22 protein-coding genes are annotated in these 26,639 nt (G+C 38.6%); 10 read left to right on the forward strand and 12 right to left on the reverse strand.

Going from position 1 to position 26,639, the window contains the following annotated elements:
* Positions 1-11 precede the first annotated feature (11 nt).
* The 6 genes from ACR30L_RS17305 (at position 12) to ACR30L_RS17330 (ending at position 7,802) form a co-directional block, all read left to right on the forward strand.
* Entirely contained in the window at positions 12-2,375 is a 2,364-nt protein-coding gene (locus tag ACR30L_RS17305) for an alpha-galactosidase (protein ID WP_435235478.1), read from the forward strand.
* A 94-nt stretch (positions 2,376-2,469) separates the two neighbouring features.
* Entirely contained in the window at positions 2,470-3,891 is a 1,422-nt protein-coding gene (locus tag ACR30L_RS17310; protein WP_435235479.1) for a TolC family protein, read from the forward strand.
* Positions 3,888-4,862: an HlyD family secretion protein gene (locus tag ACR30L_RS17315; protein ID WP_435235480.1), complete on the forward strand. Its 975-nt coding sequence runs from the start codon at positions 3,888-3,890 to the stop codon at positions 4,860-4,862. Before ACR30L_RS17310 ends, ACR30L_RS17315 begins: the two co-directional genes overlap by 4 nt.
* Positions 4,863-4,865: 3 nt before the next feature.
* Entirely contained in the window at positions 4,866-6,023 is a 1,158-nt protein-coding gene (locus ACR30L_RS17320; protein ID WP_435235481.1) for an ABC transporter permease, read from the forward strand.
* Positions 6,010-7,146, forward strand: a complete 1,137-nt coding sequence (locus ACR30L_RS17325; protein WP_435235482.1) for an ABC transporter permease — start codon at positions 6,010-6,012, stop codon at positions 7,144-7,146. Before ACR30L_RS17320 ends, ACR30L_RS17325 begins: the two co-directional genes overlap by 14 nt.
* An 8-nt stretch (positions 7,147-7,154) precedes the next feature.
* Complete coding sequence (locus ACR30L_RS17330; protein WP_435235483.1) at positions 7,155-7,802, forward strand: TetR/AcrR family transcriptional regulator; 648 nt, start codon at positions 7,155-7,157, stop codon at positions 7,800-7,802.
* Here ACR30L_RS17330 and ACR30L_RS17335 read toward each other — a convergent pair.
* The 4 genes from ACR30L_RS17335 to rluD form a co-directional block, all read right to left on the reverse strand.
* Positions 7,781-8,632: a hypothetical protein gene (locus ACR30L_RS17335; RefSeq protein ID WP_435235484.1), complete on the reverse strand. Its 852-nt coding sequence runs from the start codon at positions 8,630-8,632 to the stop codon at positions 7,781-7,783. The two genes, ACR30L_RS17330 and ACR30L_RS17335, sit on opposite strands and share 22 nt — an antisense overlap.
* Positions 8,633-8,710: 78 nt before the next feature.
* A complete protein-coding gene (clpB, locus tag ACR30L_RS17340; protein ID WP_435235485.1) occupies positions 8,711-11,284 on the reverse strand; it encodes an ATP-dependent chaperone ClpB in 2,574 nt (857 codons plus the stop codon).
* Positions 11,285-11,534: 250 nt separating this feature from the next.
* Complete coding sequence (gene pgeF, locus ACR30L_RS17345) at positions 11,535-12,305, reverse strand: peptidoglycan editing factor PgeF (protein WP_435235486.1); 771 nt, start codon at positions 12,303-12,305, stop codon at positions 11,535-11,537.
* A gap of 2 nt (positions 12,306-12,307) precedes the next feature.
* Positions 12,308-13,279 (reverse strand): 23S rRNA pseudouridine(1911/1915/1917) synthase RluD, encoded by a 972-nt coding sequence (rluD, locus tag ACR30L_RS17350; protein ID WP_435235487.1) that lies wholly within the window; start codon positions 13,277-13,279, stop codon positions 12,308-12,310.
* A gap of 157 nt (positions 13,280-13,436) precedes the next feature.
* On the opposite strand from rluD, the gene ACR30L_RS17355 reads away from it, so the two are divergent.
* Positions 13,437-14,195 carry an outer membrane protein assembly factor BamD gene (locus tag ACR30L_RS17355; protein WP_435235488.1) on the forward strand — a complete coding sequence of 253 codons (759 nt, stop codon included), beginning with the start codon at positions 13,437-13,439 and terminating at the stop codon, positions 14,193-14,195.
* 69 nt (positions 14,196-14,264) lie between these two features.
* Here the strand turns inward: ACR30L_RS17355 and ACR30L_RS17360 are convergent, their stop codons facing one another.
* The 6 genes from ACR30L_RS17360 to murJ form a co-directional block, all read right to left on the reverse strand.
* A complete protein-coding gene (locus tag ACR30L_RS17360; protein ID WP_435235489.1) occupies positions 14,265-14,603 on the reverse strand; it encodes a P-II family nitrogen regulator in 339 nt (112 codons plus the stop codon).
* 290 nt (positions 14,604-14,893) lie between these two features.
* Positions 14,894-15,838, reverse strand: a complete 945-nt coding sequence (gene ispH / locus ACR30L_RS17365) for a 4-hydroxy-3-methylbut-2-enyl diphosphate reductase (RefSeq protein WP_435235490.1) — start codon at positions 15,836-15,838, stop codon at positions 14,894-14,896.
* Positions 15,839-15,857: 19 nt separating this feature from the next.
* Positions 15,858-16,373, reverse strand: coding sequence for a signal peptidase II (lspA, locus tag ACR30L_RS17370; RefSeq protein ID WP_435235491.1), 516 nt, complete (start codon positions 16,371-16,373; stop codon positions 15,858-15,860).
* A gap of 142 nt (positions 16,374-16,515) precedes the next feature.
* A complete protein-coding gene (gene ileS / locus ACR30L_RS17375; RefSeq protein WP_435235492.1) occupies positions 16,516-19,350 on the reverse strand; it encodes an isoleucine--tRNA ligase in 2,835 nt (944 codons plus the stop codon).
* A complete protein-coding gene (gene ribF, locus ACR30L_RS17380; protein ID WP_435235493.1) occupies positions 19,343-20,305 on the reverse strand; it encodes a bifunctional riboflavin kinase/FAD synthetase in 963 nt (320 codons plus the stop codon). The genes ileS and ribF overlap by 8 nt, the downstream gene beginning before the upstream one ends.
* Positions 20,306-20,483: 178 nt before the next feature.
* Positions 20,484-22,052 (reverse strand): murein biosynthesis integral membrane protein MurJ, encoded by a 1,569-nt coding sequence (gene murJ, locus ACR30L_RS17385; protein WP_435235494.1) that lies wholly within the window; start codon positions 22,050-22,052, stop codon positions 20,484-20,486.
* A 533-nt stretch (positions 22,053-22,585) separates the two neighbouring features.
* On the opposite strand from murJ, the gene rpsT reads away from it, so the two are divergent.
* Positions 22,586-22,846 (forward strand): 30S ribosomal protein S20, encoded by a 261-nt coding sequence (gene rpsT, locus ACR30L_RS17390; protein WP_435235495.1) that lies wholly within the window; start codon positions 22,586-22,588, stop codon positions 22,844-22,846.
* 139 nt (positions 22,847-22,985) lie between these two features.
* On the opposite strand, the gene ACR30L_RS17395 is transcribed toward rpsT, so the two are convergent.
* Entirely contained in the window at positions 22,986-24,224 is a 1,239-nt protein-coding gene (locus tag ACR30L_RS17395) for a type II secretion system F family protein (RefSeq protein WP_435235496.1), read from the reverse strand.
* A 505-nt stretch (positions 24,225-24,729) separates the two neighbouring features.
* Positions 24,730-25,068, reverse strand: coding sequence for a transposase (locus ACR30L_RS17400; RefSeq protein WP_435235497.1), 339 nt, complete (start codon positions 25,066-25,068; stop codon positions 24,730-24,732).
* 284 nt (positions 25,069-25,352) lie between these two features.
* On the opposite strand from ACR30L_RS17400, the gene ACR30L_RS17405 reads away from it, so the two are divergent.
* Positions 25,353-26,177 (forward strand): IS4 family transposase, encoded by an 825-nt coding sequence (locus ACR30L_RS17405; RefSeq protein ID WP_435235498.1) that lies wholly within the window; start codon positions 25,353-25,355, stop codon positions 26,175-26,177.
* Positions 26,132-26,521: a transposase gene (locus tag ACR30L_RS17410; RefSeq protein WP_435235499.1), complete on the forward strand. Its 390-nt coding sequence runs from the start codon at positions 26,132-26,134 to the stop codon at positions 26,519-26,521. Before ACR30L_RS17405 ends, ACR30L_RS17410 begins: the two co-directional genes overlap by 46 nt.
* Positions 26,522-26,639 lie beyond the last annotated feature (118 nt).

Here is a 26,639-nt window from a genome sequence, read left to right on the forward strand (position 1 = left end):
GACTTCAAGGGATGATCTTTTATAATTCAGCAACTAATGAATTTCATCTACAAACCCAGAATAGTAGTTATATTTTAAAGATTGCAGAATCTGGTCATCTTATTAATTTGCATTATGGCTATAAACTGACTCAGCGTACGAATTTTTCAGCGCTGGATCAACGCTTTAATGTAAAGTTAGGATCAACCACTGACTATTCCCTGGAACTCGGTAGCTTAACCTTAGAAACCTTAAAATTGGAGGCGCCCTGCTACGGTAAAGGCGATTATCGAGAACCCTCGTTACATATTCGCTATGACGATGGCAGTAGTACCAGCGACTTTATCTACAAGTCCCACCAGCTTGAGAAACACAAACCAACATTACAAGGTCTACCGCAATCACATTCACCAACAAGCAGTAATGAATTTGTCGCGTTAACCATTATTCTTCTGGAACCGATTAAAAATATTGAACTTCATCTACATTACACGGTATTTGAACAGGCAAATATAATCAGTCGCAGTACTGAAATAGTTAATTGTAGCGAACAGCAGATCACCATTGAACGAGCCCTCAGTGCTTGTGTTGATTTTTCAGATGCAAACTTTGATCTTATTCATCTGCAAGGGAAATGGACAAAGGAAGCGCAAGTTACCCGCCAGAAAATCACTAAAGGCGTCTTCCAAATAGATTCTAAAAAAGGTGTTAGCGGTGCAAATCATAATCCTTTTTTATGCTTAGCCCGCCCCGATTGCCAAGAAAAATCGGGAGAATGCTATGGTTTCGGACTTGTATATAGTGGCAATCATCAATGCAGTATTGAAGTCTCTCCCTATGATTTGACCCGAGTGATGCTCGGTATTAATCCATTCGATTTTAACTGGCTATTACAAAGCAATGAAACCTTAGCCCTGCCTGAAGCATTAATGACCTATAGTAAACAGGGTCTCAATGGCATGAGTCAACAGTTTCATCACCTAGTACAACATCATCTGATCCCTAGCCAATGGCAAAATAGCCCACACCCCATTCAAATAAATAATTGGGAAGCCACCTATTTTGATTTTAACAGCCGTAAACTTATCGCCATTGCCAGTAAAGCGAAGGATCTTGGTATTGAAATGTTCGTCCTCGATGATGGTTGGTTTGGTCACCGAAATAATGATCAATCTAGCCTGGGTGATTTTTGTGATAATGTAAAAAAATTGCCCAAGGGTATTGCTCATATCAGCCAAAAAATAAAAAAACTAGGTCTTAAATTTGGTCTTTGGGTTGAACCTGAAATGATTTCTATCGATAGTAAACTCTATCGAGAACATCCTGAATGGGCAGTGAAATTAGCCGATAGAAATCCTTCCCTAGGACGAAACCAACTGGTTTTAGATATGGCAAACCCAGCCGTTATTGAGTATCTTTTTACCCAATTAAGCCATCTATTTACAAGGGCTGACGTTGACTATATCAAATGGGATCATAATCGGAATTTTAGTGATATATTTTCAAATTATTTAAACAAGGAACAACAGGCGGGATTTGCGCATCGCTATGTTTTAGGTCTATATCAATTACTGGAAAAACTCACCTGCGCCTTTCCCAATATTCTATTTGAATCCTGCTCGAGTGGTGGTAATCGTTTTGATCTAGGCATGCTTTGTTATATGCCGCAAACCTGGACCAGCGATAATACCGATGCGCTAGAAAGAATGCGTATTCAATATGGCACCTCACTGCTCTACCCACCATCAACAATGAGTGCCCACATAAGCGGTCGACCTTCACATCAAGTACTGCGTAATACGCCCATTGAAACACGTTTTAATGTTGCTGCCTTTGGTAATTTAGGCTATCAACTCGATATCACCAAACTCACTTCATTTGAAAGCAAAGCAGTAAAAGAACAGATCGAATTTTATAAGAAGCATCGCACGCTTTTACAATATGGACAGTTTATCCGTCTACAATCTCCCTTTGAACAGAATCACATGTTATGGATGGTAATTAATGAGGATAAAACGGAAGCAATATTAGGCTATTATCAGCAACAGCAAACCAGTAACCCAAATCTTGAAATGCCTAGATTAAATATGCTGAACCCAGATTTAGAATATCGTATCGAAAGTCGTCCACAATATATTAATATTAGAACATTTGGTAATTTAGTAAATGAGCAGCTACCTATCTCAATTAAAGATAGAGGAATTGTTCACGGTGTTATTGCCAATCATTATATGCATCGCGTGACACCCGAATCCTATCAATTATATGGCGATCAATTAGCAGCCGTTGGATTACCCTTAAAAACTCAATTCGTAGGCACGGAAATGACAGACCAAGTCCGTTATATAGGTGATGTAGGATCGCGACTTTATTATATTAAAGCGCTCCAAAAATAAACATTTATTGCGCTTTAAATTAACCATAGGCATTGCTCTTGACATTTTTAGAGCATAAACTCTAATACATGTATATTTATGAAGGTTAACTGCAATGTTCAGAATACCAAAATATAAAAAACTGCTCGTTGCTTTCGGGTTAATAACGACCCATTTAGTCAGTGCACAACAACTCAATTTTTCAGATTCTTGGCAACTGCTGCAAAATAAAAACAACTCCCTTGCCGCACAACGTGCCAATGTTGAACATTATCAGCACTTAGAAAAAGCAGATAACGCCCTTAATTACCCGACCATCACTCTCGGTGCAAACTACACACACCTTGATGACGATATCACCCTTTCAGGAGAAGATATCTACGACAGTTTAGATTCAACGGGACAGTCGACGCTTGCCGCATTATCGAGTGAATTGGGACTCGACCTAACCAGTATTTCTTCTACTTCAGCAGAACAGGATATGTTTAACTCGTCGATTCGTGCACTGTGGCCAATTTATACGGGAGGAAGAATCAGCGCAGCACAATCTTATTCAGAAGGCCGTACCGATGAAGCTCTTGCACAGTTAAAAATGGAAACCGAAGCGCGCTTTGACGACCTCAGCCAATACTACTTTAGCGTTGTTCTGGCTCAACAAATACTCACAACACGTCAATCCGTAGAAGATGGATTAATCCAACATCGTGATTTTGCCATTAAACTTGAACAACAGGGACAAATAGCGAAAGTAGAACGTCTTCAAGCAGAAGCTTCTCTGGCTAACGCGATTGTAGAACGTAAAAAGGCACAGCGTGATGTGGAAATAACCACTGCAGCATTAACTGAAATTCTCAATCAAAAAGATCCTGTCATCCCTAATAGCACGCTCTTTACTAACCGCAGCCTTCCGCCTCTTTCAGCCTTTACCGAACAAACCTTAGCGAGCTATCCAGGCCTTGATATTTTAACTGCGAAGGACAAACAAGCTAAAAGCTCAATCAAAGCAGAAAAGGGAAAATACTACCCAGAAGTTTATCTCTATGGCGACTATAACCTTTATGAAGATGATTCCTTAGCCAGTCAGCTCACACCAGATTGGTTTGTTGGCATTGGCGTGAACATACCGCTAATGGAAAATACAGGCCGTTCTCGTAAGGTACAAGCTGCTCAAAGCGCTGTATTGCAAGTCCGGCACTTGCGTCAGCAAGCGATTCAAGACCTTACCGTGCTAGTAAAGAAAACCTATTATCAAGCACAACAAGCCATAGAAGAAACTCAAGGGCTCGAAGCCAGTCTAAAACTAGCTACAGAAAATTTAAATTTACGGAAAAAATCTTTTAATCAAGGGCTAGCAACCTCTCTCGATGTAGTCGATGCACAACTGTCTTTAGCCAGTATTCAAACACAACAACAGGTTGCGCGTTTTAACTATATTATTGCATTAAATAAATTACTCGCATTAAGCGACAAAATGTCCACTTTTTCACAATATGAATCGAATGCTCTACAAGCAAATTCATTAGAGGATAACTCATGAAAAAAATCACTCCGTTACTTGTCAGCCTCATTGTTATCGTCATTATTGTTTGGGTCGGTTTTAGTTTTTACCAAGCCTATCAACCGAAACCAGTACGTCTGCAAGGTCAAATTGAAGCACAACAATACAGTATCTCTTCCAAAGTCGCAGGCCGTATTGAACAGGTCATGGTTGAAAAAGGCGATCTAGTCAAAAAAGGCGATTCAATTTTTACACTGTATAGCCCAGAAATTGACGCTAAACTCGAACAAGCGAAAGCCAATAAAGAAGCGGCAGGCGCATTAGCAGATGAAGCAAATAATGGTGCGCGTCAACAGGAAATCAATGCTGCCAAGGATCAATGGCAAAAAGCAAAAACAGCAGCGCAACTGCTAGAAAAGACCTACCAACGTATTGATAATCTATACAAAGATGGTGTTATCGCAGAACAAAAAAGAGATGAAGCCCTTACCCAATGGAAAGCGGCAACATTCAACCAAAGCGCAGCCTTTGAAATGTATGAAATGGCCAAAGAAGGTGCGAGAACTGAAACCAAACGCGCTGCCCAGGAAAAAGTAAAAATGGCAGAGGGTGCAGTTGCAGAAGTCCAAGCCTATGCACAGGATACAAAAATAACCAGCTGGTTTAATGGCGAGGTGTCACAAATACTATTACACGCTGGTGAAATTGCACCACAGGGATTCCCAGTCGTTACGGTCATCGATATGCAAGATCCTTGGGCCACCTTTAATGTTAGAGAGGATCAACTTACGTATTTTCAAAAGGGAGATACCTTTTCAGCCTATTTGCCCGCACTTGATAAAAGTATTGAGTTCAAAGTGACTCATATTGCAGTCATGGGCGACTTTGCTACTTGGCGTTCAACGGATGCATCGCAAGGATTTGATCTAAAAACCTTTGAAGTTGAAGCGAAGCCGATCAATTTACCAGATAACTTGCGCGTTGGCATGAGCGTCGTTGTTGAGCTGTAATCTATGTCTGATTGTAAATTATCCCAATGGCATATACTCAAAACAGATAAATGGCTTTTATCCAGCCTGACATGGTTACCCATTGTGCTCGCCGTGACTATTTGGTGGATTTTTTCACAGGGCATTGCTCAGAATTTACCTATCGCAGTGGTAGACCTACAGCACAGTACTTTATCAAGGCAGTTAACACGCCAACTAGACGCAACGGAATCATTAAGTGTTATTCAGACCGTAGCCGATATTGGGACAGCAAAACACAATTTTATCGGCAATAAAATCTATGGATATATGGTTATTCCTAAAGACTTTGACCGTGATATCTACCTAGGTAAGTCTCCTCAAATATCTGTTTTTTATAATAGCCAATATATTCTTGTTGGTAAGCTTATTAATAAATCAGTACAACAAGTCTTAGCGACCTTCAATGCACAATTAGGTATATTAAAACAACTTAATCAAGGTAATAACACAATACAAAATGCCCTAGCTAAAACAGTCACGATCGGCACACAAATCACACCTTTATTTAATAGCAACAGTAACTATGCACAATTTCTTGTGTCGGGTATTGTGCCTGCCTTATGGCAAATCTCAATTGTCGTTTCAAGTATCTTATTGATCACGACTAATATCCGTATTTATGGTCTCACTAACCTTTTTGCAGAAAAACCATTAACGCATTTATTGTCTATCAATCTCTTTTATTTACCCATTTTTTTAGCGCAAGGGTTCGCCTTTTTATTATGGTTTTATTATTGCTTAGAGTGGCCAATGTTCGGCTCGCTTATCCCCTTACTTTTTGCACAACTGATCACAACAATTGCCTGCATGATAATGGGGAATCTATTTTTCTTACTCAGCTTTGATCCTGCTCGTGCAATGAGCTTTGCAGCAGCCTACACCGCACCAAGTTTCGCTTTTATGGGGGTAACCTTTCCCGCAACGGATATGGATAACTTAGCCAGTTTTTGGCGTAGCTTATTACCGATTAGTCATTATATTGAAGCGCAAATTAGTCAAGTTAGCTATGGTGTCAGTGCTTGGGCAACCATCAGTCAATTTATGCCTGCAATGTACTTTTATCTTATCCCTTTATGTTTAGTCGTATTTCTTTCTAAGAAACAAGGCAACAAAATGCAGGTAAATAATGACACTATTTAAACTCATCAAAGTCGAGCTTCATGCCATTTTTACTAATCCAGCCATTATATTAACGGTCTTTGGTGGGGTCATCTTTTACTCGTTTCTTTATCCATTGCCCTACTCTCAACAAACGCCACAGGAACAATCCATTACCGTCGTTAATTTAGATAAAAGCCTTACAAGTTATCAATTAGAACGTATGGTCGATGCAACTCCTCAGGTAAAAATCGTAACCCATGCCAATTCAATTGAACAAGCAAAACAACAATTCTTTACTGGCCAAGTGCGGGGTATTTTGGTGATCCCCACAAATTTCTATCGAGATCTTTTATTGGGTAAAAGCCCCACACTCAGTTATGCGGGAGATGCATCCTACTTTTTAGTTTATGGCACAATTGCCGAAGGACTTTCACAGGCAGGCGGGACATTAGCTGCAAAAGCAAAAGTCACACAATTGTTGAGTAATGGCGTTCCCTTATCACAAGCACAACAGCAATACTCACAGGTAAAAGTAAACTTAAAACCTACTTTTAATCCAACTATTGGTTATATTAATTACGTTGTACCAGCAGTATTTGTGCTTATTTTACAGCAGACATTAATTATCGGACTCGGATTAATGGGCTGCTCTGAAAAATCAGAATTTGGCTATTGGGTACAACAATCCACCTTTAAAATATTAGCAACAAGAACACTTATCTTTGTTTCGATTTATTATTTAATGTCCGGTTATTATTTTGGTTTTAGTTTCGACTTCTATGGAATTAATAAATTGGCCTCCCCTTTAATACTCATTGCGCTACTTGCTCCCTTTTTATTAACAAGCAGCTTTATTGGTATTTGTTTGGGTGTATTAATGCCTAGAAAGGAATGGGTGACGGTTTTTGTATTATTTAGCTCTATGCCCTTAGTGTTTAGTGCCGGTTTTATTTGGCCCTTAGAAAGCGTGCCACTTCCCCTTATATGGCTAACCAATCTATTCCCCTGCACACCCGCGATTCAAAGTTTTTTATCTATCAATCAGATGGGGGCTGGCTTTTCGCAAATTACAACACAATGGCAATTACTCTGGTTACAGGTCTTAATTTGGGGAATAATCGCTTTTATTTTATACCGCAGAAAACAATCCCAATTTATTTAGGAAAGAAAATGAAGACGAGTGATAAAATTGTGCAGACAGCATTACAGCTGTTTAATGAACAGGGAGAGCGCAATATCAGTACCAACCATATTGCTAATCATCTCAATATCAGTCCAGGAAATTTATATTATCACTTTCGAAATAAACAAGAGATTATTACGCATATTTTTCATCTCTACGCCGACGAATTATTAACCCAATTCTCACCTATCGACAACCAATTAGAAAGCGTAGCTATGTTTAAGGGTTACCTTGATTCAATCTTTAATTTGATGTGGAAATACCGTTTTTTCTATGCCAATCTCCCACAAATATTGCAACAGGATCCACAACTACAATGTAGCTATATAGAGGTTCAGCAAAAAACTAAACGTAATCTGCGGTTAATTTTTAATACCTTTATTGAGCGAAAACTCATTGTTATTGAACAACAAGAACTCAATACTGTAATTACGTCTTTGCATATGATCATTTCTTGTTGGCTAAGTTATCAATCATCTATCGCTTTAAACTCGGATATTACCGAAACAATTATTCGCCAAGGAATGAGACAATTAACGGCCATGTTAAAACCCTTTTCAACCCCTAAGGGCAAGCAGCAACTTGAACAATTAGAAATGGAGATAGCGAACCATCATTCCACTTTTGAAAGATAAAAATATTGCAGGTCATTACCCCACAACTGAATATACCTGCGTTTTTTATCACGGCTTAAAATACATTTTCCAAACAATATAAAACCAGCGCCTTCAACTTCATCACGACTTTCGATTGAAAAACGCCTTAAAAATGCATCGCGATATTGCTTAATCGGTAGCCCCACATGACGATCTTCAGCCGGATTTAACCAATTTAAGGTTTTATCGGCATGGGAAATGGTTCCCCAGTACAATCTAGGTCCACCATTATCCGTAGGGTGTGCATCGGCTATATTGACAAATAATTTCTTAGCTCGCCATTTATGTTTTTCACTGGTGTAGATCAATAAGTCAGATGTCGCTAACGAGCTACCACGTAACAAACTTGTTAGTAGTTTTGCTAACCCTTGTTTGCTCACTTTGGCTTCATCCTTAGCTTTAATAACGGCCGGAGGATTATCAACTGTTTTTTCCGATATAACCTTCTCTTTTACAATAGCGTTATGATCAGTTGATTTGGGCTGTTTATTTTTATCGGCAAGCGTAAAATCAATCACCATTGAATCAGCAGAAATAACCATCTCTTCGACCTCTGCCACCTGCTTTTCTTCTTCTTTTTTACTTGCTGATGGATTATATTCCTTACAATCAAGGGCATGATAACGAGAACCAAAACAAGCCTGTCGCCCATCTTTTGATGCACAACGAAAATAAGCTTTATGTTTACAGTCAGGGCAAATTAATGAATAACGCAATTGATCGATTTCAGCTTCGGGTAGCCTTTTAAATTCGAATACGGAATAGGTAATTGGCTTGTCTTTATCGTAAATACAAATAGCATCAAGCATAGTGTCCCCTCAGTTAATCCATATCGTTAAAAATAAAAAAACCGCCATTATTCGGCGGTTTTATACTACTGATTGATGTTACTGTTTAAAGATGATTTCTCCTTCTTTCACATCGACCAATATCTCCGTCCCTTTCTGTAATTTACCAGAAAGTACGTTTTGTGCTAATGGATTTTCTAAAACCTGTTGGATAGCACGTTTCAATGGTCGAGCACCGTATGCAGGATCAAATCCAGCTTCAACCAATAACGAGATTGCATTATCACTAAAGTTCAAATGATAATCACGTTGTAATAGACGATGTTGCAAGCTCTGTAATTGTATCGATGCAATTGATTTAATATGTGCTTCACCCAATGGATGGAAGACGACGGTTTCATCTATACGATTTAAAAACTCTGGTTTAAAATGATGCTGTAACACGTCTAATAGTTTGTTTTTAACCTCACTATAACTACTCTCTGGAAATGCATCTTGAATTAAATCAGAACCAATATTAGAGGTCATAATAATAACTGTATTTCTGAAATCAACGGTACGACCATGCCCATCGGTTAATCGACCATCATCTAATACTTGTAATAAAATATTAAAGATATCCGGATGTGCTTTTTCAATTTCATCGAGCAAAATAACCGAATAGGGTTTACGGCGAACCGCCTCGGTTAAATACCCCCCTTCTTCGTAACCAACATATCCGGGAGGAGCGCCCACTAAACGCGCCACGGAATGTTTTTCCATAAATTCAGACATATCAATACGGATCATATTGTCTTCCGTATCAAACAAGAAGTTTGCCAGCGCTTTACAGGATTCTGTTTTACCAACCCCCGTTGGTCCCAGAAATAGAAATGAACCAATTGGACGGTCCGGATCGCTTAAGCCTGCACGACTACGACGAATAGCATTCGCAATTGCATCCACAGCTTCATTTTGACCAATAACACGCGTATGTAAGTGTTCTTCCATTTGCAGTAATTTATCACGTTCACCTTCGAGCATTTTAGCCACGGGAATACCGGTCCAATGGGCTAATATCTCTGCTACTTCATTTTCAGTCACCGAGTGTTTCAATAATTGCATATCCTGCATTTCAGCTTGAGATGCTAAATCGAGTTGTTTTTCCAGCTCAGGAATTTTACCGTATTGTAATTCAGACATACGGGTTAAATCAGCAGCACGACTCGCGACATCTAAATCTAAACGAGCCTGTTCAAGGGCAACTTTAATATTTTGAGTACCAGACAAAGCTGCTTTTTCAGTTTCCCAAATTTCATCAAGCTCTTGGTATCTTTCGGTGTTATCAGATAAGGTACTTTCGATATCTTGCAAACGTTTAACACTGCCCTCATCGTGCTCATTTTGCAGTGCTTTTTGTTCCAGTTTTAATTGAATTATTTTACGGTCAAGTTTATCCAACTCTTCCGGTTTAGAATCCATTTGTAAACGAATACTGGATGCCGCTTCATCAATCAAATCAATCGCTTTATCGGGCAATTGACGATCCGAAATATACCGGTGTGATAACGTAGCAGCAGCAACTATCGCAGGATCAGTAATTTCAACATTATGATGTAATTCATAACGCTCTTTTAAGCCACGTAAAATAGCAATGGTGTCTTCTACGGTTGGTTCATCCACTAATACTTTTTGGAAACGACGCTCAAGTGCCGCATCTTTTTCAATGTATTGACGATACTCATCTAAAGTAGTCGCCCCTACACAATGTAATTCACCACGCGCCAAGGCTGGTTTTAACATATTCCCCGCATCCATCGCGCCCTCGCCTTTACCGGCGCCAACCATCGTATGAAGCTCGTCGATAAAGAGAATAACCTGACCTTCTTCTTTAGCCAATTCAGATAACACTGATTTTAAACGCTCTTCAAATTCCCCACGGTATTTTGCGCCTGCCACTAATGAGCCCATGTCTAAGGATAAAACACGTTTATTTTTAAGCCCCTCTGGTACTTCACCATTAATAATACGCTGTGCTAACCCTTCTACAATCGCGGTTTTACCTACACCGGGTTCACCAATAATAACCGGATTATTTTTGGTACGACGTTGTAACACCTGCACCATACGACGTACTTCATCATCACGACCAATAACCGGATCAAGTTTCCCTTGTTCAGCACGCTCTGTTAAATCGATTGTGAATTTTGCTAATGCCTGTTCTTGACCATCTTCGTTAGCATCCTCAACTTTTTGTCCATCACGAATTTTTTCAATGGATGCATTCACTTTTTGATGATTCAATCCCAGCTGTTTTAATATTCCACCAAGCGCGCCTTTATCTTCACAGGCCGCTAATAGAAATAACTCAGAAGAGATAAACTTATCTTTTGATTTTTGCGCATATTTATCGCAGAGGTTAAATAAGATTCCCAATTGACTTGAAATTTGAACATCTCCGCCAATACCGGTCACTTTTGGAATGCGATCTAATTCGGTAGAAAGTTGCGAACGAAGCTTATTAATATCAATTTCGAGATCCGCCAGAATAGGTCGAATTGAGCCACCATCTTGGTTTAATAACGCCAACATCAAGTGAATAGGTTCGATATATTGGTTATCACGTCCCAATGCCATTGACTGCGCATCGGAGAGTGCTAATTGAAATTTACTCGTTAATTTATCTATACGCATTGCTTTAATCTCCAAAAACTCTTGTACTATATAAATGGAGGTTTATTAGGGAATTTCAAGGAAAATTGATTAAATATGTTTAAATAACCGTCTATTTTTAGCTATCAGCGCTCAATACAAGAAGTGGCGAGCTTCTAGCTGCAAAAATCACTGCTATCCTTTTGAAGTTAAATCGATGGTCTAAAAGAAATAATGAAAAATAATATTGCGCGAAAAGATGAAAGCAAGAGGTTTAACCGATAACTGAAAGCTAATAACTGACAGCTGCACTATCAATCCAAATCAAAGTCGCCATGCGTCCTGTTTTTCCATCTCGTCGATAGGAATAAAAATCATCGGCTTCATTAAAGGTACAATGCTCGCTAACGCTTATTTCTGCAACATTCAATGGAGCTAAACGCAATTTAGCTAGTTGTTGTAAATCAGCAAGATAGCGATCGTTATGCTCGGTAAAAGCCAATTTTGCCTTGTCATCATGCGCCATAAATTCAGCACGTATTTCTGGGCCAACCTCAAAGGCTGTTTTACCAATACAAGGCCCCAACCAAACCAGTAATTCGGTCGAAAGTATCCCAAATTCAGTACAGATGGAATCAATAGACTGTTCAATGATGCCATCACATAAACCCCGCCATCCAGCATGAATAGCGCTAACAAAACGCCCCTGCTTATCAGTGACTAACACGGGTAAACAATCTGCTGTCATCACAATACAAGGCTGTTGATTAAGTGTGGTCCATGCCGCATCGGCTTCCAGACCACTTTGTGTATCACTATCAATTTTGAGCAAAATGCTGCTATGGGTTTGATTTAACCAGCATAAGGCGTCATTTAATGATAGTGATTCGCTCAGAAGCTGACGATTTTTATCGACCAATAATGGATCATCTTGAACATGAGCGCCTAAATTTAACCCTTGGAATATGCCGGTGCTATAGCCACCTCGACGAGTTGTCGAAATAGCGTGAACATGTTTAGGAGCAGACCAATTAACGGAGATAAAGTTTAAATCGCTCATCATTATTAACGCTCAAAGAAAACCGCATCATCGCGTAGAACTTGTTCCAGTTTAGCCATATCCTCGGGCACAGGTGCATGCCATTCCATCACCTCACCTGTAATTGGATGTGGAAGGCGCAGCATGGTTGCATGTAACGCCTGACGCTTAAATTCACGTAGTGTCGTAATAAGCTTTTCACCCGCACCTTTAGGAGGACGAGGGCGACCGCCATAGACGGGATCGCCTACAAGAACATGACCAATATGTGCCATATGAACACGAATTTGGTGAGTTCGGCCCGTTTCAAGGCGCAAACGTAAACGCGTATGGGCACGATATTTTTCAGCAACACGATAATGTGTTACCGCATGTTTGCCTCCGCCTGTGGTAGCAACAGCCATTTTAACGCGATTAACACGATCACGACCAATCGCTGCTTCAACACGTCCACCAGCGGTAAAACATCCCATCGCGACGGCTTCATATTCACGCGTAAATTCATGCGCTTGCAAGCTAGTTACAAGGTGTGTTTGTGCTGGTACGGTTTTAGCCACTACCATCAAGCCCGTGGTATCTTTATCTAAACGGTGGACAATCCCTGCACGAGGTACTTCAACAATATCAGGGTAATGATGCAATAATGCATTTAACACCGTCCCATCGGGATTTCCAGCGCCAGGGTGTACCACTAATCCAGCGGGTTTATTAATCACTAAAATATGGTCATCTTCAAAAACAATATCTAATTTAATATCCTGTGGTTTAAATACTACTTCGTCTTCTAATACAGCACTGACTTCGAGTATTTGCCCTGTGTAGACTTTTTCACGAGGTTTATTAACCAGTTGACCATCAACTTTTACCATGTCTGCTAGGATCCACTCTTTAATGCGCGAACGCGAGTAATCTGAAAATAGCGAGGCAAGCGCCTGATCTAAACGAAATCCTAATTGCTGGTCAGTAACTTCCGCATTTAGGTGTAATTGTTGACTCATATATTGTTCTCTTTCTCGTGATCATGTAGTTTAGGTATAAAATTCACAGTTTATACAGTAATCTTGGCACATTTCATCTTTTTTAGCTTATTTAACTTTTCTTTTTTAAGTCGATAGAAGATACTGTGCCTTTTATTTGGATGGCATTATAACACTTATGAAAAAGATCCTCAGACTAATCACAACCTCTCTTTGCATTGCCCTAATTACGGCAGGTTGTTCATCGCATACAGAAAAACCAAAAGTAGAGAATAAACCGCCGGTTGAACTATACCAAGATGCACAAAAATTATTACAGTCAGCCAGTTTTGAAAAAGCGAAAGACGTACTGGAAGCATTAGATAATCGCTACCCATTTGGAGAGCATTCAGAACAAGTTCAAATGGATCTAATTTATACTTATTATAAATTAGATGAAACCGCCTTAGCTTTAGCCAATATTGATCGTTTTATCCGCCTTAACCCAACCCATCAAGATCTCGATTATCTTTACTATATTCGCGGCTTAACCAATATGGAAGCTGACAAACATTTCTTCCAAACGCTTTTCGGGATAGATCGTTACAACCGCGATCCTGGGTATGCACTGCAGGCATTTAAAGACTTTAACCGACTAATCACTAATTACAAAGACAGCCAATACGCAGCTGATGCATGGCAGCGAATGGTCTTTATTAAAAATAAATTAGCACGTTATGAAATTGCAATTGCGGAGTGGTATATCGAACGTGAAGCTTTTATTGCTGCAATCAATCGCGCTAAAATAGTATTAAATAACTACCCCGATACAGCATCGACTGAACAAGCTTTAGAAATTATGATTGATGCTTACGATAAATTAGGACTAGAGCAACCCAAAGATAATGCATTAGCGGTATTAAAATTAAATTATCCCGAGAATAATTTAGTTAACTAATATTGATTGAATGTTAAAAAGGATAGCCTAGCTATCCTTTTTTAGTTGTAATCAAAACCGAATTGACGATTAAATCGCTTCTTGGTTTTCCTCACCGGTACGAATACGAATAACACGTTCAACGGGTGTTACAAAAATCTTACCATCACCAATTTTTCCTGTTTGTGCGGTATTCATAATCGCTTCAATACAACGCTCAACATCTTCTTTTCTTATCACAAGCTCTATTTTCACTTTAGGCAGAAAATCAACCATATATTCAGCCCCACGATATAACTCCGTGTGACCCTTTTGACGGCCAAACCCTTTCACTTCAGATACAGTCATACCTGTAATATCGATATCACCTAAGGCTTCACGAACGTCGTCCAATTTAAAAGGTTTGATAATAGCTTCGATTTTTTTCATCGCGATCTCTTTCTATTGTGTTTGAAAAAATAATGGGTATATCATTGACTGCAAATAATACCAATTGTATTAAATATGTGATCTAAATTTTGCGCTGGAAAAATGGTTTAGTTTGAGGCGAAAGTTGATGTAAATGGTTGTTCCCTTAACAAAACTTTCAACAAAGAAATAAACTATTTTAACCAGCAAAATAGATCAACTAATTATTACGATTAGTATAAATATCCCCATACAAAATATTAAAATAATATTACACTAATAAATACTAAGCTACTGTGAGCTTAAAAGTATTAATCAATCTGTTTAATACGTAATTCAGCAGGTAGCTCAAAAAATGTATCTTCTTGAACACCGGGATTTTCTACTACTAATGTACCGCCTAAGTCTTGTAACTTCGCCACTACAGCTTCGACCAAAACTTCAGGTGCAGATGCGCCCGCAGTCACACCAACAACATTCACATTGTTAAACCAATCTGGATTGATATCCGCTTCGCTATCAATAAGATAAGCCGTTGACCCTACATTGCTCGCTTTTTCTCTAAGGCGGTTAGAATTTGAAGAATTTGGCGATCCAACAACCAAAACCACCTCTGCCTTTAAAGCAAGATCCTTTACTGCATCCTGACGGTTTTGAGTAGCGTAACAAATATCATCCTTACGAGGCCCATTAATATCTGGAAATTTCTCGCGTAATGTATCAATAATATTAGCAGTATCGTCCACGGACAAAGTTGTCTGTGAACTGTAAGATAAATTTTTGGGATTATTTACTTTTAACTTAGCGACATCTTCCGGCGATTCAACAAGATAAATTCCACCGTCAACATTACTATATTGCCCCATGGTGCCAATGACTTCAGGGTGCCCTTCATGACCAATTAATATACTTTCTTCACCACGACGGCTAGCACGCGTGACTTCCATATGAACTTTTGTCACTAAAGGACAAGTTGCATCAAACACTTTAAGCTTACGACTTTTGGCTTCTTCTCTTACCGCTTGAGACACACCATGTGCACTGAAAATAACAATATTGTCGTCGGGCACCTCGTCTAACTCTTCGACAAAAATTGCACCACGTTTTTTTAATTTGTCGACGACATAACGATTATGTACAACTTCATGACGCACATAAATCGGTGGTGTAAACATATCTAACGCACTTTCAACAATAGAAATTGCACGGTGTACACCAGCACAAAAACCACGTGGATTAGCTAAAATAATTTGCATAAGTAACCTTTATTATCCGTTATTTTTGTTCGGCGCTTTGTTCATCTTTTTTATCTGATGAAGCAAAAAATGATTCTAAAATAATCATTGCAGCACCAATAAAGATAGCGACATCTGCAATATTAAACGTAGGCCAACGATAGAAACCTAAATCAAAATCGAGAAAATCAACCACATAACCAAATACGATACGATCAAATACATTACCAAGTGCACCTGCTAGTACCAGTGAAAATGCAATATTACTCCACCGTTGAGTTATTTTATTCTGCTTTAATGAGTAAATTAAATAAGCCGAAACACCAAAAGCAATCACTGAAAACAGATATTTTTGCCAGCCGCCCGCATCATCTAAAAAGCTAAATGCAGCACCGTAATTACGTGCATAGGTAAAATTAAAAAAAGAAAGTACACGATAAGATTCATATAAATCTAATGATTGTACTGTCCAATATTTAGTTAACTGATCAACTATAAAAACAACCACAGAAAGCCATAACCAGCGTAAACCAGTACGTGTACTTATATCTGTCATTTTTATCTCCTAAAAAAAACGCCTTAACAATATTAAGGCGTTAGCTCCGTATAAATTCAAACCAAAATCAATATGTCTGCTTTGATTAATACATTACAGCTATCACACCTTATTCGGTATGTAGCTTTTTGAATAATACAAACTACGCAAATTTACGTTGTTCGCCTTCACCATCAATATTGGTAATACAACGCCCACACAACTCTGGGTGCGCTTCGCTTTTACCTACGGTTTCATGATGGTGCCAACAACGAGAACATTTTTCCGCAGCACTTTTAGTTACCACAACGGATAGACCGTCAATTTCGGTATTAGTTGCATCGCTAGGTGCTTCAGATAATGGTTTTACATCAGCTTTCGATGTAATCAACACAAAGCGTAATTCATCATCTAATAAACTTAATAATGTTGTTAGCTCATCGGATGCGTACAGTGTTACTTCAGCTTCTAAACCACCACCAATTACATTTTCTTTTCGAGCAATCTCTAGTGATTTATTCACTTCAGCACGTACAGATAGAATTTGAGTCCATGAAGCATTGTCTACGGTTTCTTGCTCAGATAATCCAAATAACCCTTCATACCAAACACCAGTAAATACAAACTCATCACGTTCGCCAGGCATACGGCCCCAAATTTCATCTGCAGTGAAGCTTAGAATTGGCGCCATCAAGCGTACTAATGATTCTGCAATATGGAATAATGCAGTTTGACAACTACGACGCGCATTACTATCGGATTTTGCGGTGTATTGACGATCTTTGATAATATCAAGGTAGAAACTACCCAACTCGATAGAACAAAAATGCATAAGTTTTTGGTAAACGACATGCAAGCTATAGCTGTTGTAAGCTTCAATGACTTCATTTTGTAGCGTTAATGTTTGTGCAACGATCCAGCGATCTAATGCAACCATATCTTCACTCGCAACCATATCTGTTGCTGGCTCAAATCCATTTAGATTCGCTAATAGGAAACGAGAAGTATTACGAATACGACGATAGCTATCGGCACTACGATTTAATATTTCATCGGAAACGGTAATTTCACCCGTATAATCCGTTGAAGCCACCCATAAACGTAGGATATCTGCACCCAAATTATTCATTACTGTTTGTGGAGACATTACATTGCCCAATGACTTAGACATTTTTTTGCCTTGGCCATCAACCACAAAACCGTGTGTTAAGACTTCTTTGTACGGGGCTTTATCATTAATTGCCATGCTCGTCATTAATGAAGATTGGAACCAACCTCGATGCTGATCTGAACCTTCAAGGTACATATCAACTTCAGCTTGTTCACCATTTTCTTGCGTATATTCGTTACGTACGCCAACGACAGCAGAATGCGTTGTTCCAGAGTCAAACCAAACATCAAGTGTATCGGTTACTTTACGGTATTCATCCGCATCATTTCCCAATAGTTCTTCAGCTTCTAAATCCCACCAAGCCTGAATACCTACTTTTTCAATTTTCTGAGCAACGGTTTCCATCATTGCAACACTGTTTGGGTGTAATTCATCGGTTTCTTTATTAACGAATAACGTAATAGGTACTCCCCAAGTACGTTGACGAGAAATACACCAGTCTGGACGGTTTTCGATCATTTTTTCGATACGATTTTGTCCCCAACTTGGAATCCATTCAACTTTTTTAATTTCACCGAGCGCATTATCACGAAGGCCTTTTAAATCCATGGCAATAAACCATTGTGGTGTTGCACGGAAGATAATAGGTGTTTTATGTCGCCAACAATGCGGGTAGCTGTGCATTAATGGTTTATGACATAACAATGCATCTTTTTCTGTTAATACTTCAACAACGCGATCATTTGCTTTGAAAACGTGTAAACCAGCAAAAAACTCAGTGTCTTCACGGAATACACCGTTATCGCCAACTGGATTAGCGACTTCTAGACCGTAACGTAAGCCCACACTGTAATCGTCTTGACCGTGACCAGGTGCAGTGTGTACACAACCTGTACCCGATTCAATGGTGACATGATCAGCAACAATGGCAGGCACTTGTAGGTCTAAGAAAGGATGATTAAATAATTTCAGCTCAAGATCGCCACCTTTACACACTGCCAAGGTTTTAAAATCTTCAATCTCGTAGCGGGCCATACACTCATCAACCAAAACACTGGCTAAGATAAGACGTCGTTCACCCGCTTGCACCAGTGAATAATCGACTTTATCAGCCAATGCAACCGCACGGTTAGCAGGTAATGTCCAAGGTGTTGTTGTCCAGATAACAACGGCTAAATCACCATGACCTAAATCATCACCAGTCGCTTCAAAACAACCCAGTACTTCATCATTATTTACTGCGGTGAAAGCAACATCAATCGCAGGCGATTTTTTATCTTCGTATTCGACTTCCGCTTCAGCAAGTGCACTACCACAATCGGTACACCAATGAACCGGTTTAGATCCCTTATGTAAGTGACCATTTTCAATGATTTTTGCTAATGCACGAACAATATTCGCTTCAGTATCAAAATTCATCGTTAGATAAGGATTATCCCATTCACCTAACACACCGAGACGTTTAAAGTCTTTACGCTGTCCATCCACTTGGCGTGCGGCATATTCACGACATTTAACACGAAACTCTGCAGGGGTTAGTTTTTTCCCTGGTTTACCATGCTTTTGTTCTACTTTTAATTCGATAGGTAAACCGTGACAGTCCCAACCAGGAATATAAGGCGCATCAAAATCAGAGAGTGTTTTTGATTTAATAATAACGTCTTTTAAAATTTTATTTACCGAGTGACCGATATGAATATCACCATTCGCATAGGGAGGACCATCATGCAAAATGAATGTTTTTTTACCTTTCTTGGCAGTACGGATCTTTTGGTAAAGATCTTTACTGTACCAGTTTTTCAACATATTAGGCTCACGATTTGCAAGGTTTGCTCGCATCGGGAACCCTGTTTTAGGCAGGTTTAACGTATCTTTATAGTCACTCATGTTTATTTTCCATTAACAATGCTTCATTATTTAACAAATGCCATGCTCTGGCCTGTTGTATATCTTTTTCAATTTGAACTTTTAGTTCTGCAAATGATGAATAGCGCACTTCATCACGTAGCTTTTTCTCTAATACGACTTCTAATTGCTTACCGTACAAATCACCTTTAAAATCAAATAGGTGAACCTCTAACTGTTGACGAATTCCCTGTACCGTTGGTCTTTTACCAATATTTGCAATGCCCTGATAGGTTTTATCATCAACACCCAATATCGAGACAACAAACACACCACCAACCGGTGATACACGACGCTTCAATAATAAATTAGCCGTGGGAACGCCAATCGTTCGTCCTAACTCTCGACCATGTCCAACACGTCCAGTAATACTGTATTTTCGGCCTAATTCTTCTGCCGCTTGTTGTAAATCACCATTGGCAAGGGAATCACGAATACTCGTACTACTAATGCGGCGTTGGCCGTGCAACAAACTTTGCGTATCAATCACTTCAAAACCGTATTGCTCACCAGCTTTTTGGAGCAGTTTAAAATCACCTTTACGCTGATAACCAAAATGAAAATCATCGCCTATGACTAAAAATTTCACACCAAGCTGCTTAATCAGCAATTCTTCTATGAATTCCTGCGCACTTAGGTTGGCAAATTTATGCGTAAAAGATACACATAACAAACGCGCTAACCCTAGTTTTTCAAGCTGCACAAATTTATCACGCAAACGACTTAATCTAGCGGGCGAATTATCACCTGCAAATAACTCTTCGGGCTGAGGCTCAAAAGTTAACACAGTTGAAGGCAATTGTAATCGCTGCGCCTCAACTAATAAACGTGACAGTACTGCCCCATGCCCAAGATGGACACCATCAAAATTGCCAATACTCAGTACACAACCTCGGTGCTCTGGCTTTAAATTATGAAGACCACGTAATAATTCCATGTTATTTATCTATTTTTTCATTACACATTATAAGAACACATTAGTTACGTTTTTACTTATCATGCTCAAATTCTCGTTCGAAACACAACAAAAATAACATGATAGAGTTAATTCAGTCAGTTAAGCGCTGAAAAGCCAAAGATTATATAACAGAGTGAGCAACTAATCAGCTTTCATTTTAACCATTATTCGATGAAACTTTAAAATGATGCACACGTAATCCTAAGACAAACAATGCAACAAAATAAATACTCGCCCCACCGACAATTAAAATAGCTAATTTAGTCGCTGCTGCAAATAAAGAAAGTTCGCCCCAAGTAATTAAAGAGGGACTATAAAAAACTAATACAATAGCCATAATGACCGATGCAATAATAATCCGCGCTAAGACTGAAAAACTATTTTTTTGTATTTTAAATACGCCACCGGCACGTAATCCCCAAAACAACAAACTCGCATTTAATGTTGCAGAAATAGCCGTTGCAATCGCTAACCCTACATAACCATAGGGAATCGCAAAAATAATATTTAAAACCATATTGCTTAGCATCGCAATAATGCCATATTTAACCGGTGTTTTAGTATCTTGACGAGAATAATATCCAGGTGCCAGCACCTTCACTAACATAAAACTCAATAAGCCGCTGCCGTAGGCCCATAAACTCATAGAAGCCATGGAAACATCTTGAACATCAAATTCCCCACGCATAAACAAAACGCGTAGCATGGGCTCAGCAAGTACAATTAAGGCTAGCATCGCAGGGAAACCAAGAAAACAGACCATCCGAATCCCCCAATCCAAGGTTTTTGAGAAATCATTATTTTCTTTACTGATATGAGATGACGATAAACTAGGCAAAATAACCGTGGCAATTGCAATACCAAACAGCCCAAGCGGGAACTCTAACAATCTATCTGAATAATATAACCAACTGATCGAGCCCGTTTGTAAAAAACTTGCTATAAACGTATCCAACAAAAGATTAATTTGACTGACAGAGACACCAAATAATGCAGGAATCATCAAAGTCCGAATGCGAACAACTCCCGGATGAGACCAACTCCAAGTGGGCTTGACCAATAATTTTTCTTTACGTAAGAAAGGAATTTGAAATAGAAACTGAATCATCCCACCAATAAAGACACCAATAGCGAGTCCGATTTCAGGTTGTTGCAAATGTGGAGAAACAAAAACGGCACAACTAATAATCGCGATATTAAGGAAAACAGGTGTGAAGGCTGCAACCGCGAATTTACCCAATGTATTTAAGATGGCTCCGGAAAGCGCGGTAAAGGTAATAAACCAAAGATAAGGAAACGTAATTTTTAATAACGATGAAGCCAAAACGAATTTATAAGCTTCTTCGCTACCATTCCACCATTGTAAAAACCAGCCAAACCCAAATAATGCAGTAATAACAGAAGAACCCAATACGCCCAAAATAGTAATCACAGTCACAATTGTACCAAGTGTTCCAGATACAGCTGCGATTAATGCTTTTACTTCTGAGCCCGGTTTAGTTTTCTCATATTCAGTTAAAACAGGAACAAAGGCTTGGGCAAAAGCACCTTCAGCAAAAAGGCGACGTAAGAAATTAGGAATTTTATTGGCAAAGAAAAATAGATCCGCCGCTGCACCAGCTCCCATTAAATGGGCAATCACAATATCACGAACCAAACCAAGCACACGGGAAATAAGCGTCATTGAACTCACAATAAGTCCAGATCGCAATAATTTTTTGCTCACAAATGAATCCCTAACAAATAGTCATCGATAAAATAATTGGCGTAGTTTAACCTTGTTAGTGAGATGAAGCTAGCTGCAACAATATGCTTTAATCTTGTAAATAGTTTTCAAATATAAATCGAAACCACGACACATAAAGCCACAGAGCTACTGTCCTGGATCCGAAAACAGCCTAAAACACCTAGTTCCAATCAACTCACCGGACATAGGACTTCAGCCCACTCGTTGTTTTAAAATACCAAGTCACAACTAAATATCGCCTCTGAAAACAAATACAAAATGTGAATTTGCCCCATAATTTACTTCGCTGACCACTTTTTTACTAATTTAGAGAAATTAACACGACTTTAAACAGGATCGATTTGCATATCGAGGTCATTTTGGTATAAAATGCGCGCAGTTTTAATCATCTGATAGGTTTCACAACATTTTTTCAGCGGTTAAAAAGAAACCATTTGACAATATACGTGTTACAAGGCATATTCCTCGACCTTTGATTATCCCTTGTTATACAGAATTTAGGAGTTAAGGTCTTGGCTAATATCAAGTCTGCTAAAAAACGTGCGATTCAATCTGAAAAACGCCGTAAACATAATGCAAGCCGTCGTACAATGATGCGTACTTTCATCAAGAAAGTTGTTGTTGCAATCGAAGCTGCAGAAAAAGAAGTTGCTACAGCTGAATTTGTTAAACTACAATCAGTAATGGACAGCTACGCAACTAAAGGCTTAATCAGCAAAAATACAGCTGCTCGTAAGAAAAGCCGTCTTGCTGCAAAAATTAAAGCTCTGTAGTTCAAACTACCAACCTTTAATTTAAAGCTAAAAAAACCGACATAACGTCGGTTTTTTTATATCTAGAATTCAATAATTAGCTTAATAACAATAAGCTGCGAGTATCAACCTCACAGCAAAAAGCTCATAAATAAAGGCTTTAACCAATTACACTACCTAATTGGAAGATAGGCAAATACATTGCCACAATTAAGCCACCAACCACAACACCCAAGATAACCATAATCATAGGCTCTAATAATGTTGTTAAGGCATCCACTGCATCATCAACCTGCTGCTCATAGATATCTGCAACTTTAGTTAACATTCCATCTAAGTCCCCCGACTCCTCCCCAATCATTACCATTTGTGCGACCATATCAGGAAATACCGTCGTGGTCTTCATTGCCACATTCATTTGCATCCCGGCCATCACCTCAGTACGGATATTATTAATCGCAGTACGGTAAACATAATTACCCGACGCTCCCGAAGCGGAAATAAGTGCGTCCACTAAAGGAATACCAGCGGCAAAGGTAGTCGATAAAGTACGAGCAAAACGTGCGACTGCCGCTTTATCAAGAATTGTGCTAATAACCGGAATTTTTAATACAAACTTATCAGTATTATTTCGTACATTTTCCGATGAACGGTGTGCCCGCCTAAATAAGAAAATAGAAAGCATTACAACACCAAACGCAACATACCAATATTTTTGCATTAAATCGGAAATACCCAAAACAAACAAAGTAAACGCAGGTAATTCAGCGCCAAAACCTTCGAATATATCTTTAAATTGTGGAATTACAAATAATAAAAGTATTGTCGTTACAATTCCAGCAACTGTTAAAACAGCCGCAGGGTAAAACATGGCTTTTTTAATTTTCGATTTTAAAGCTTCAGACTTCTCTTTATAAATAGAAATCCGATCATAAATAGTTTCTAATGCACCGGATTGTTCACCCGCATCGACTAAATCGCAATATAAGTCATCAAAATAACGAGGGTGTTGCCGTAAGGTTTTAGATAACGGTGTCCCCGTTGAAACTTCTTCACCAATTGATGTCATTAATGTTCTTAGTGATGCTTTTTCATTGCTTTTTGCGATTAATTGCAAGCTTTGCACTAATGGCACCCCAGCTCCAAGCATTGTCGCGATCTGTCTTGAAACAACCGCAATATCCATAGGAACTATTTTATCTCCCATAGAAAATAATGGTTTCGGTTTTTTCGCTATTTTAGTTACATTTACACCTTGCTTACGTAATTCAGCCTTGGCTTCATGAACCGTTTCGCCTTGAATTTCACCTGTAACTTTACCACCTTTACGGTTAAACCCTTTCCATTTAAAAGTATGAATAGCTGGTGCCTTCGATTTAGACTTTTTCTTTTCAGCCATAATTATTCCTTAATTATATGTAAATACTGCATTGTAAAATAAAGCATAAACTTTATTTTAATCTAAAAATAATGTTAATAAACTTAACAAAAATCATTACCGGAAACGTACATAATGTTCTAAATTCGAACTATTATCGGGCATAGGACTTCAGTCCCACTCGTTGTTTTAAAATACCAGCCAAACAAAAAAACAAAACCGCAGGACTAAAGTCCTGAATCCGAAAAACTTAAAACACCAAACCAATTCACCAGACTTGGGACTTCAGTACCGCATGTTGTTTTAAAATATTAATCTAAACAGATAAAACCAAAACAGCAGGGCTAAAGTCCCGAATCTGAAAAACTTGAAACATTCAATTACAAACCAACCACCGGACATGGGACTTCAGTCCCGTATGTTGCTTTAAAATACCGAACCAGATAATAGGACTAAAATTCTAGCTACAAAAATCTAAACTTCTCAACTTCTAAAGCTCTAATATTGCACTATAACAATAAAACAATCACTGTTCATGAATTCCATAGAATCTAACATCACAATTTTCAACTAACTTTAAAGGATTGTTTTTAATATAGTGATAAACCACTCGGTAGTGTTTTTCATCCCTAACTGCTTTATCAAAATAATCTGCAGCCCAAAACGTACCACTATGGCCTAATAGGCGATTAATTTTAATTGCACTTTGACCTTTTATTCTCTGCATCATCGGCGCCAATTTAAGCAAAGGTTTTACAAGTAAATGTATGTGATTAGGCATAATTGCAAAGGCACTCAAATCATAAAGTTCAGAGTTGGCTTCTTTTAGATAATCACTTAGAAACAACAAAACATCACCATTCAAATAAGCACCTTGTTGAGACAGATCAAGGTAGTTATAAATTGATAATGGTCTGCAATATCGAGATGCATTAAATGATTGTATTTCATATGTAGCCTCTCAATATTAAGTTCAAAACCGCAGGGCTAAAGTCCTGAATCCTACAAAGCCTAAAACACCTAATTACAAACCAACCACCGGACATGGGACTTCAGTCTGAGGAATCCCCACAGAAAAATTAGGTAAGTGTTTGAAATTTGATAGTATATGTTTCACCACAAAATCATAAACAATCAAATTCAAACACTATGAAAGTATTATCAGATTTATTTACTCTTGATTCAACAACTTTAGATCCTCGCATTTCAACTTCATTACTTTCTTGCGTAAATTCTGTTGCACATGGTAGCGAACTATCGCTGACGGCTATGGGCAGAAATGCAGGAGAGTTAAATCGTAGCAGTGAAAAACATTCCATAAAACGAGTAGATCGCCTTCTAAAAAACACTAAATTGCATAACGTTAGGTGTAAATATTATCAAATGATTGCAAGTTACTTTGCCTGCATTAAATATCCTCTTATTCATGTTGACTGGTCAAGTGTATATAACTACAACTTTGTGATGTTACGAGCTGCGGTAAGTGTTGATGGGCGAGCAATAACTATTTATGAAGAAGTTTACCCTCAGGAAAAACATGGGAGTCATCTTGCACATAGTATTTTCCTATCAAATCTAGCAAAAATATTACCTTCGTGTGTAGTACCTATAATATGTACGGATGCAGGATTTAAAGTGCCGTGGTTTAAAGGCATTGAATCATATGGATGGTATTGGCTTGCCCGAACTAGGGGCGAAGTAAAATGCCAACTTGAAGGCGAACGTGATTGGATGGCAGTCCATCAACATCATAATAAAGCGACCGGAAAAGCGCTTCAGCTACCGCCAGTTATTTTATCAAAGTCGAATAAATTTCCTTGCCGAGGAGTTTTATTTAAAGGCAAAAATATGCAACGTAAAAAGTTAAATAGAAAAGGTGTTGTCACGAAAGATTCGACCAATATTAAACAGCTAAAGAGCCCTGGTTTTTGGTTTCTAATTTACCTGAAAATAAATATCCCCCACATCAATTAGTTAATCTATATCGACGTAGAATGGGGATTGAGGAGTCTTTTCGAGATTGTAAAAATGAATATTATGGTATGGGGTTAAAGCGCAGCAGAAGTAAAAATATTGAAAGACTCCAGGTTATTTTATTAATTGCAATGCTTGCTCTTTTTTATCTACTTATGATCGGCCGAGCGGCAGAGACAGAAGGATTCCAGCGACACTTTCAAGCAAATACAACCAAAAGAAAACGAGTATTATCTTATGTTTTTCTTGGACGGCGAATAATAAATCATAAAGAATATGATATTTCTGAAGAATTGCTAATAAGCGCATTTTCAGCGCTTATTGAGGAAAGTTTTTATGAATAATCCTGTGGGGATCTCTCAGACTGAAGTCCCGCCCGTTGCTTTAAAATACCGAAACCGACAAAAAAACAAAGCCACAGGACTAAGACCCCGAATCCGAAAAACTTAAAACATCTCATTA

It is taken from the genome of Psychromonas saccharinae (assembly GCF_051201515.1).
GTDB lineage: Bacteria > Pseudomonadota > Gammaproteobacteria > Enterobacterales > Psychromonadaceae > Psychromonas.

Excerpts from the sequence above, each read along its gene's own strand:
- ACR30L_RS17315 (WP_435235480.1), top strand. The coding sequence starts at position 3,888 with ATGAAAAAAATCACTCCGTTACTTGTCAGCCTCATTGTTATCGTCATT.
- ACR30L_RS17325 (WP_435235482.1), top strand. The coding sequence starts at position 6,010 with ATGACACTATTTAAACTCATCAAAGTCGAGCTTCATGCCATTTTTACT.
- ribF (WP_435235493.1), bottom strand. The coding sequence starts at position 20,305 with ATGGAATTATTACGTGGTCTTCATAATTTAAAGCCAGAGCACCGAGGT.
- ACR30L_RS17405 (WP_435235498.1), top strand. The coding sequence starts at position 25,353 with ATGAAAGTATTATCAGATTTATTTACTCTTGATTCAACAACTTTAGAT.
- ACR30L_RS17330 (WP_435235483.1), top strand. The coding sequence starts at position 7,155 with ATGAAGACGAGTGATAAAATTGTGCAGACAGCATTACAGCTGTTTAAT.
- rluD (WP_435235487.1), bottom strand. The coding sequence starts at position 13,279 with ATGAGTCAACAATTACACCTAAATGCGGAAGTTACTGACCAGCAATTA.
- ileS (WP_435235492.1), bottom strand. The coding sequence starts at position 19,350 with ATGAGTGACTATAAAGATACGTTAAACCTGCCTAAAACAGGGTTCCCG.
- ACR30L_RS17395 (WP_435235496.1), bottom strand. The coding sequence starts at position 24,224 with ATGGCTGAAAAGAAAAAGTCTAAATCGAAGGCACCAGCTATTCATACT.
- ACR30L_RS17305 (WP_435235478.1), top strand. The coding sequence starts at position 12 with ATGATCTTTTATAATTCAGCAACTAATGAATTTCATCTACAAACCCAG.
- pgeF (WP_435235486.1), bottom strand. The coding sequence starts at position 12,305 with ATGATGAGCGATTTAAACTTTATCTCCGTTAATTGGTCTGCTCCTAAA.
- ACR30L_RS17360 (WP_435235489.1), bottom strand. The coding sequence starts at position 14,603 with ATGAAAAAAATCGAAGCTATTATCAAACCTTTTAAATTGGACGACGTT.
- ACR30L_RS17310 (WP_435235479.1), top strand. The coding sequence starts at position 2,470 with ATGTTCAGAATACCAAAATATAAAAAACTGCTCGTTGCTTTCGGGTTA.
- ACR30L_RS17355 (WP_435235488.1), top strand. The coding sequence starts at position 13,437 with ATGAAAAAGATCCTCAGACTAATCACAACCTCTCTTTGCATTGCCCTA.
- ACR30L_RS17335 (WP_435235484.1), bottom strand. The coding sequence starts at position 8,632 with ATGCTTGATGCTATTTGTATTTACGATAAAGACAAGCCAATTACCTAT.
- clpB (WP_435235485.1), bottom strand. The coding sequence starts at position 11,284 with ATGCGTATAGATAAATTAACGAGTAAATTTCAATTAGCACTCTCCGAT.
- ispH (WP_435235490.1), bottom strand. The coding sequence starts at position 15,838 with ATGCAAATTATTTTAGCTAATCCACGTGGTTTTTGTGCTGGTGTACAC.
- ACR30L_RS17320 (WP_435235481.1), top strand. The coding sequence starts at position 4,866 with ATGTCTGATTGTAAATTATCCCAATGGCATATACTCAAAACAGATAAA.
- lspA (WP_435235491.1), bottom strand. The coding sequence starts at position 16,373 with ATGACAGATATAAGTACACGTACTGGTTTACGCTGGTTATGGCTTTCT.